The organism is Microbacterium sp. (assembly GCF_051953575.1).
Lineage (GTDB): Bacteria > Actinomycetota > Actinomycetes > Actinomycetales > Microbacteriaceae > Microbacterium.
Map to the genome: position 1 here is coordinate 1 of NZ_JBQCIP010000174.1, position 5232 is coordinate 5232.

6 protein-coding genes are annotated in these 5232 nt (G+C 71.5%); all 6 read left to right on the top strand.

What is annotated here, in order from left to right:
- Positions 1-50: 50 nt before the first annotated feature.
- Entirely contained in the window at positions 51-335 is a 285-nt protein-coding gene (locus ACTHNQ_RS10755) for a DUF2277 domain-containing protein (protein ID WP_440333367.1), read from the top strand.
- Between the two features lie 93 nt (positions 336-428).
- Positions 429-2117 (top strand): ABC-F family ATP-binding cassette domain-containing protein, encoded by a 1689-nt coding sequence (locus tag ACTHNQ_RS10760; protein WP_440333363.1) that lies wholly within the window; start codon positions 429-431, stop codon positions 2115-2117.
- A 137-nt stretch (positions 2118-2254) separates the two neighbouring features.
- Positions 2255-3373: a GuaB3 family IMP dehydrogenase-related protein gene (locus ACTHNQ_RS10765; RefSeq protein ID WP_440333368.1), complete on the top strand. Its 1119-nt coding sequence runs from the start codon at positions 2255-2257 to the stop codon at positions 3371-3373.
- A 62-nt stretch (positions 3374-3435) separates the two neighbouring features.
- Positions 3436-4308, top strand: a complete 873-nt coding sequence (locus ACTHNQ_RS10770) for an SURF1 family protein (protein WP_440333364.1) — start codon at positions 3436-3438, stop codon at positions 4306-4308.
- 10 nt (positions 4309-4318) lie between these two features.
- Positions 4319-4819, top strand: coding sequence for a DUF3817 domain-containing protein (locus ACTHNQ_RS10775; protein WP_440333365.1), 501 nt, complete (start codon positions 4319-4321; stop codon positions 4817-4819).
- The coding region (locus tag ACTHNQ_RS10780) for a glutamine amidotransferase-related protein (RefSeq protein WP_440333366.1) at positions 4816-5232 on the top strand (417 nt) is incomplete at its 3' end. The genes ACTHNQ_RS10775 and ACTHNQ_RS10780, both read left to right, overlap by 4 nt.

Sequence of the window (5232 nt, forward strand, 5' to 3'; positions counted from 1 at the left end):
GGATGCCGGCGGCCTGGCCGCCGTCGGGAGCCCGGCGTATCGTCGGGGGCATGTGCCGGAACATCCACACGCTCCACAACTTCGAGCCCGCCGCGACCTCCGAAGAGGTCCATGCCGCGGCCCTCCAGTACGTGCGCAAGATCGCGGGCACCACGAAGCCCTCGAAGGCGAATCAAGAGGCGTTCGACCACGCCGTCCACGAGATCGCCCACATCACCCAGCACCTGCTCGACGACCTCGTCGCGGTGACGCCGCCGAAGAACCGAGAAGCCGAGGCGGCGAAAGCGCGCGAGCGGGCCATCAGGTCCGGCCGCTATGCGGCCCCTGCTGCCTGAGTCCCGCCCGCAGCCCACGGGTGCGATCGAGTCCGATAGTCTGGTCGGCTCCCCTTCGGCGATGGATGCCGCGCAGGAGCAGAGGGGACCATCGTGGGTTACATCGACATCGCCGCCGTCTCGTACGCCCTGCCCGACGGCAGGCCGCTGCTCGACGAGGTCTCGTTCCGTGTGGGCGAGGGGACGACGACTGCGCTGATCGGACAGAACGGCGCAGGCAAGTCGACGCTGCTGCGGATCGTCCGCGACGAGATTCCCGCGCTGTCGGGCGTGGTCTCGATCGACGGCGGCCTGGGCGTCATGGATCAGTTCGTCGGTCATGGCGAGCCGGGCCAGACGGTGCACGACCTGCTCATCTCGGTCGCCCCCGACCGGGTGCGTCGCACCGCGCGGGAGCTCGAGGACGCCGAGGCGGCGATCATCGAGTACGACGACCTCGACACCCAGATGAGGTACGCCGGGGCGCTCGCCGAGTACGCCGAGGCGGGCGGCTACGAGTACGAGACCGTCTGGGACACGTGCACGACCGCGGCGCTCGGCATCCCGTTCGCTCGCGCCCGCTATCGCGAGCTGACGACGCTGTCGGGCGGCGAGCAGAAGCGGCTCGCCCTGGAGGCGCTGCTGCGCGGTCCCGACCAGGTGCTGCTGCTCGACGAGCCCGACAACTACCTCGACGTGCCCGGAAAGCGGTGGCTCGAAGAGCGTCTGCGCGAGACGCCCAAGACGGTGCTGCTGGTGTCGCACGACCGGGAGCTGCTGGCGCGCGCCGCCGACCGCATCGTGACCCTCGAGGCAGGCGGCGCGGGCAGCACGGCGTGGGTGCACGGCGGCGGCTTCGGCACGTACCACCGTGCACGCGAAGACCGGATGGCGCGCCTGGACGAGCTGCGCCGGCGCTGGGACGAGCAGCACGTGAAGCTCAAGGCGCTGGTCGCGACCCTCAAGGTCAAGGCCGCGAACAACAGCGACATGGCATCGCGCTATCGTGCCGCGCAGACGCGGCTGAGCAAGTTCGAGCAGGCAGGGCCGCCCCAGGAGCGTCCGAAGGAGCAGGACCTCGACGTGCGCCTGCGCGGGGCACGCACGGGCCGGCGCGCCGTGGTCGCCGAGCGGCTGGAGCTGACCGGCCTCATGAAGCCGTTCGACCTGGAGGTGTGGTTCGGCGACCGTGTCGCGGTGCTGGGCTCGAACGGGTCGGGCAAGTCGCACTTCCTGCGGCTGCTCGCCCGCGGTGGGACGGATCCCGACGGACGCCTCGGCCATGTCACGGCGACCGGTGCCGGACTGGATCCCGTCGCGCACGAGGGACGGGCGATCCTCGGCGCGCGCGTCGTCCCCGGCTGGTTCGCGCAGACGCACCGGCATCCCGAGTTCGAGGGGCGCACGCTGCTCGACATCCTGCACCGGGGCGAGGACGCCCGGGCGGGGCTCCCGCGGGACGCCGCCTCGAGCGCGCTCGACCGCTACGGCCTCGTCGCGCAGGCGGAGCAGACGTTCGACAGCCTGTCGGGTGGGCAGCAGGCGCGGTTCCAGATCCTGCTGCTGGAGCTCTCGGGAGCCACGCTGCTGCTGCTCGACGAGCCGACCGACAACCTCGACCTCGTCTCGGCCGAGGCGCTGCAGGACGCGCTCGCCCGCTTCGAGGGCACGGTCCTCGCGGTCACGCACGACGGCTGGCTCGCGAAGTCGTTCGACCGGTTCCTGGTGTTCGGCTCCGACGGCCGCGTCTTCGAGTCCGACGCACCCGTGTGGGACGAGACGCGGGTCGCCCGCGCACGCTGAGGCGAGTGGATCCCGGCGGCATGTGCCCCGGCCATCCACTCGTCTCTGCCTGCGGGACGAGATGCGCGCCCCAGACCCCCCGCACGAGGGCTCGGATCGGGCCGCACAGACCCGGCGGGTAGGCTGGACCCGTGAGCATGGACATCGAACTCGGCCGGGCCAAGCGGGCGCGTCGCGCCTATTCGTTCGACGACATCGCGGTGGTGCCGTCGAGGCGCACCCGCAACCCCGAGGACGTCTCGACCACGTGGACGATCGACGCGTTCAGCTTCGACATCCCCGTCCTGGGCGCCCCGATGGACTCGGTCGTGAGCCCGCGCACGGCGATCATGCTGGGCCAGCTCGGCGGCCTCGGCGTCCTCGACCTCGAGGGTCTGTGGACGCGATACGACGACCCCGAGCCGCTGCTCGCCGAGATCGCCGGCCTGGAGAAGGCCGCGGCGACGCGTCGCATGCAGGAGCTGTACTCCGAGCCCATCAAGCCCGCGCTGGTGCGCGACCGGCTCGCCGAGATCCGGGCGGCCGGTGTCACCGTCGCCGGCTCGCTCACGCCGCAGCGCACGCAGGAGCTGTACGAGACCGTCGTCGCGGCGGGCGTGGACCTGTTCGTGATCCGCGGCACCACGGTGTCGGCCGAGCACGTGTCGAGCGTCGACCAGCCGCTGAACCTCAAGAAGTTCATCTACGACCTCGAAGTCCCGGTGATCGTCGTCGGCGCGTCGACCTACACCGCCGCGCTGCACCTCATGCGTACGGGCGCCGCCGGCGTGCTCGTCGGCTTCGGCGGGGGAGCCGCGTCGACGACGCGCGCCACGCTGGGCCTGCACGCGCCGATGGCCACCGCGGTCGCGGACGTCGCCGGCGCGCGCCGGGACTACCTCGACGAGTCGGGCGGACGCTACGTGCACGTCATCGCCGACGGCGGCGTGGGCACGTCGGGCGACATCGTCAAGGCCATCGCGATGGGTGCGGATGCCGTCATGCTGGGCGTCGCCCTCGCGCGAGCGACGGATGCCCCGGGCCGAGGCTTCCACTGGGGTCCCGAGGCGCACCACGCCAAGCTTCCGCGCGGCAAGCGCGTGAAGGTCGACCAGGTCGCGTCGCTCGAAGAGGTCCTGTACGGCCCGGCGCCCGTCGCCGACGGCACCGCGAACCTCATCGGGGCGCTGCGCAAGTCGATGGCCACGACCGGGTACTCCGACCTCAAGGAGTTCCAGCGCGTCGAGGTCGTCGTCGCCCCGTACGCCGCGGGCTGAGCTCACCCGCGTCCGATTCCCCTCCGGCGCCGGAGGTCTTTCCGCCGACCCTGCGCGAGGTCATGGTCAGGCCGCGCTGGATCGGCATGCTGCTGCTATGCCTGGTGGTCGCGGGCGTGTTCGCGTGGCTCGGGCAGTGGCAGCTCGCCCGCGCGGTCCAGGTGGATCCGACGCCGCCCGGCGCGACCGAGCAGGTGCGTCCGATCGGCGATGTCGTGCAGCCGGGCGAGTACCTCAACGACCCGCTGGTCGGCCAGCGCGTCGAGGCGACCGGCACGTGGGTGCCGGGCGACTTCCTCGTGGTCGAGTCCCGCTACAACGACGGCGTGAAGGGCTACTGGGTGACCGGGCAGCTGCGCCTCGACGACGGCGAGACCGCGGTCGACGGACCCGTGTCGGTGGCGGTCGCGCTCGGCTGGGCGGCGACCGAGGATGCCGCGGCTCAGGCGGTGGAGCGGCTGGAGGCCGAGGCTGGGCCCACGCGCCCAGAGGCTCCGGACGACGCGTCGGCGGCGTCTGGAGAGGGCGTGGGGACTTACGCCGATCCGGTGGACGTGACGGGCCGTCTGATCGCCGACGAGGGTCCGGTGCTGCCGCCTCACGGCGCCGACCCGCAGACGATGACGCGGATGTCGCCGGCCGCCCTGCTGGGTCGCTGGCACGACGTGGCGGAGCTGAGCGTCTACCGGCCGTACCTCGCATCGACCGACGCGTTCGCCGGGCTCGAGGCGATCTCGTCGCCGGCGCCCGAAGAGGGGTCGACCGTCAACTGGCTCAACATCTTCTACGCGGTGGAGTGGGCGGTGTTCGCGGGCTTCGCGTTCTACCTCTGGTACCGCCTCGCGAAGGACGCGTGGGAGAAGGAGGTCGAGGACCTCACCGACGACGAGCCCGAGCCCGAAGGGCCCGGCGGAGGCGCGGCGGCTCGCGGGTAGACTGGGGGTCATGCCCCGCGCCCCGAAGCTCGCTTCCTTTCCGGCGATCCGCGGAGCCCTGAAGTTCTACCAGATCTGCTCGATCATCACGGGCACCATGCTGCTCCTGCTGGTCGCCGAGATGATCGTCAAGTACGCCGTCGGCTACGAGCTGTTCCTCGGCGGATCCGGCGGCTTCCTGTGGTTCGCGCCCGTCGTCGAGACCGCCTCCGGCCTGGAGTCCACCGGTGACGGGTTCAACCTGTCGCTGGGCATCCTGGTCGCGCACGGCTGGTTCTACGTCGTGTACCTCATCTCGTGCTTCCGCGTGTGGAGCCTCATGCGCTGGAACCTCGGGCGCCTCGCGATGCTCGCCGCGGGCGGCATCGTCCCGCTCCTGTCGTTCTTCATGGAGGCCCGCGTCGCCCGCGACGTGAAGTCCTACCTCGCCCAGCGCGAGGCCGATGAACTGCACTCGCGAGCCGAGCACTCGTCCCTGACCCAGGCCATCCCTACGGAGAACAAGCGTTGACCGAACAAAACGAGACCGACCAGCGCCCGGTGCTGGTCGTCGACTTCGGCGCCCAGTACGCGCAGCTGATCGCCCGCCGTGTCCGCGAGGCCGGTGTGTACAGCGAGATCGTGCCGCACACCGCGTCCGCCGCCGACATCGCCGCGAAGAACCCCGTCGGCATCATCCTGTCGGGCGGTCCGTCGTCGGTGTACGAAGAGGGCGCGCCCGCGCTGGACTCCGGCGTGTTCGACCTCGGCGTGCCGACGCTCGGCATCTGCTACGGCTTCCAGGTCATGGCGCAGGCGCTCGGCGGCGAGGTGGCGAACACCGGGCTGCGCGAGTACGGCGCGACGGATGCCGCGATCACGGGTGACGGCGGCGTGCTGCTGGGCGGCCAGCCCGTCGAGCAGAACGTGTGGATGAGCCACGGC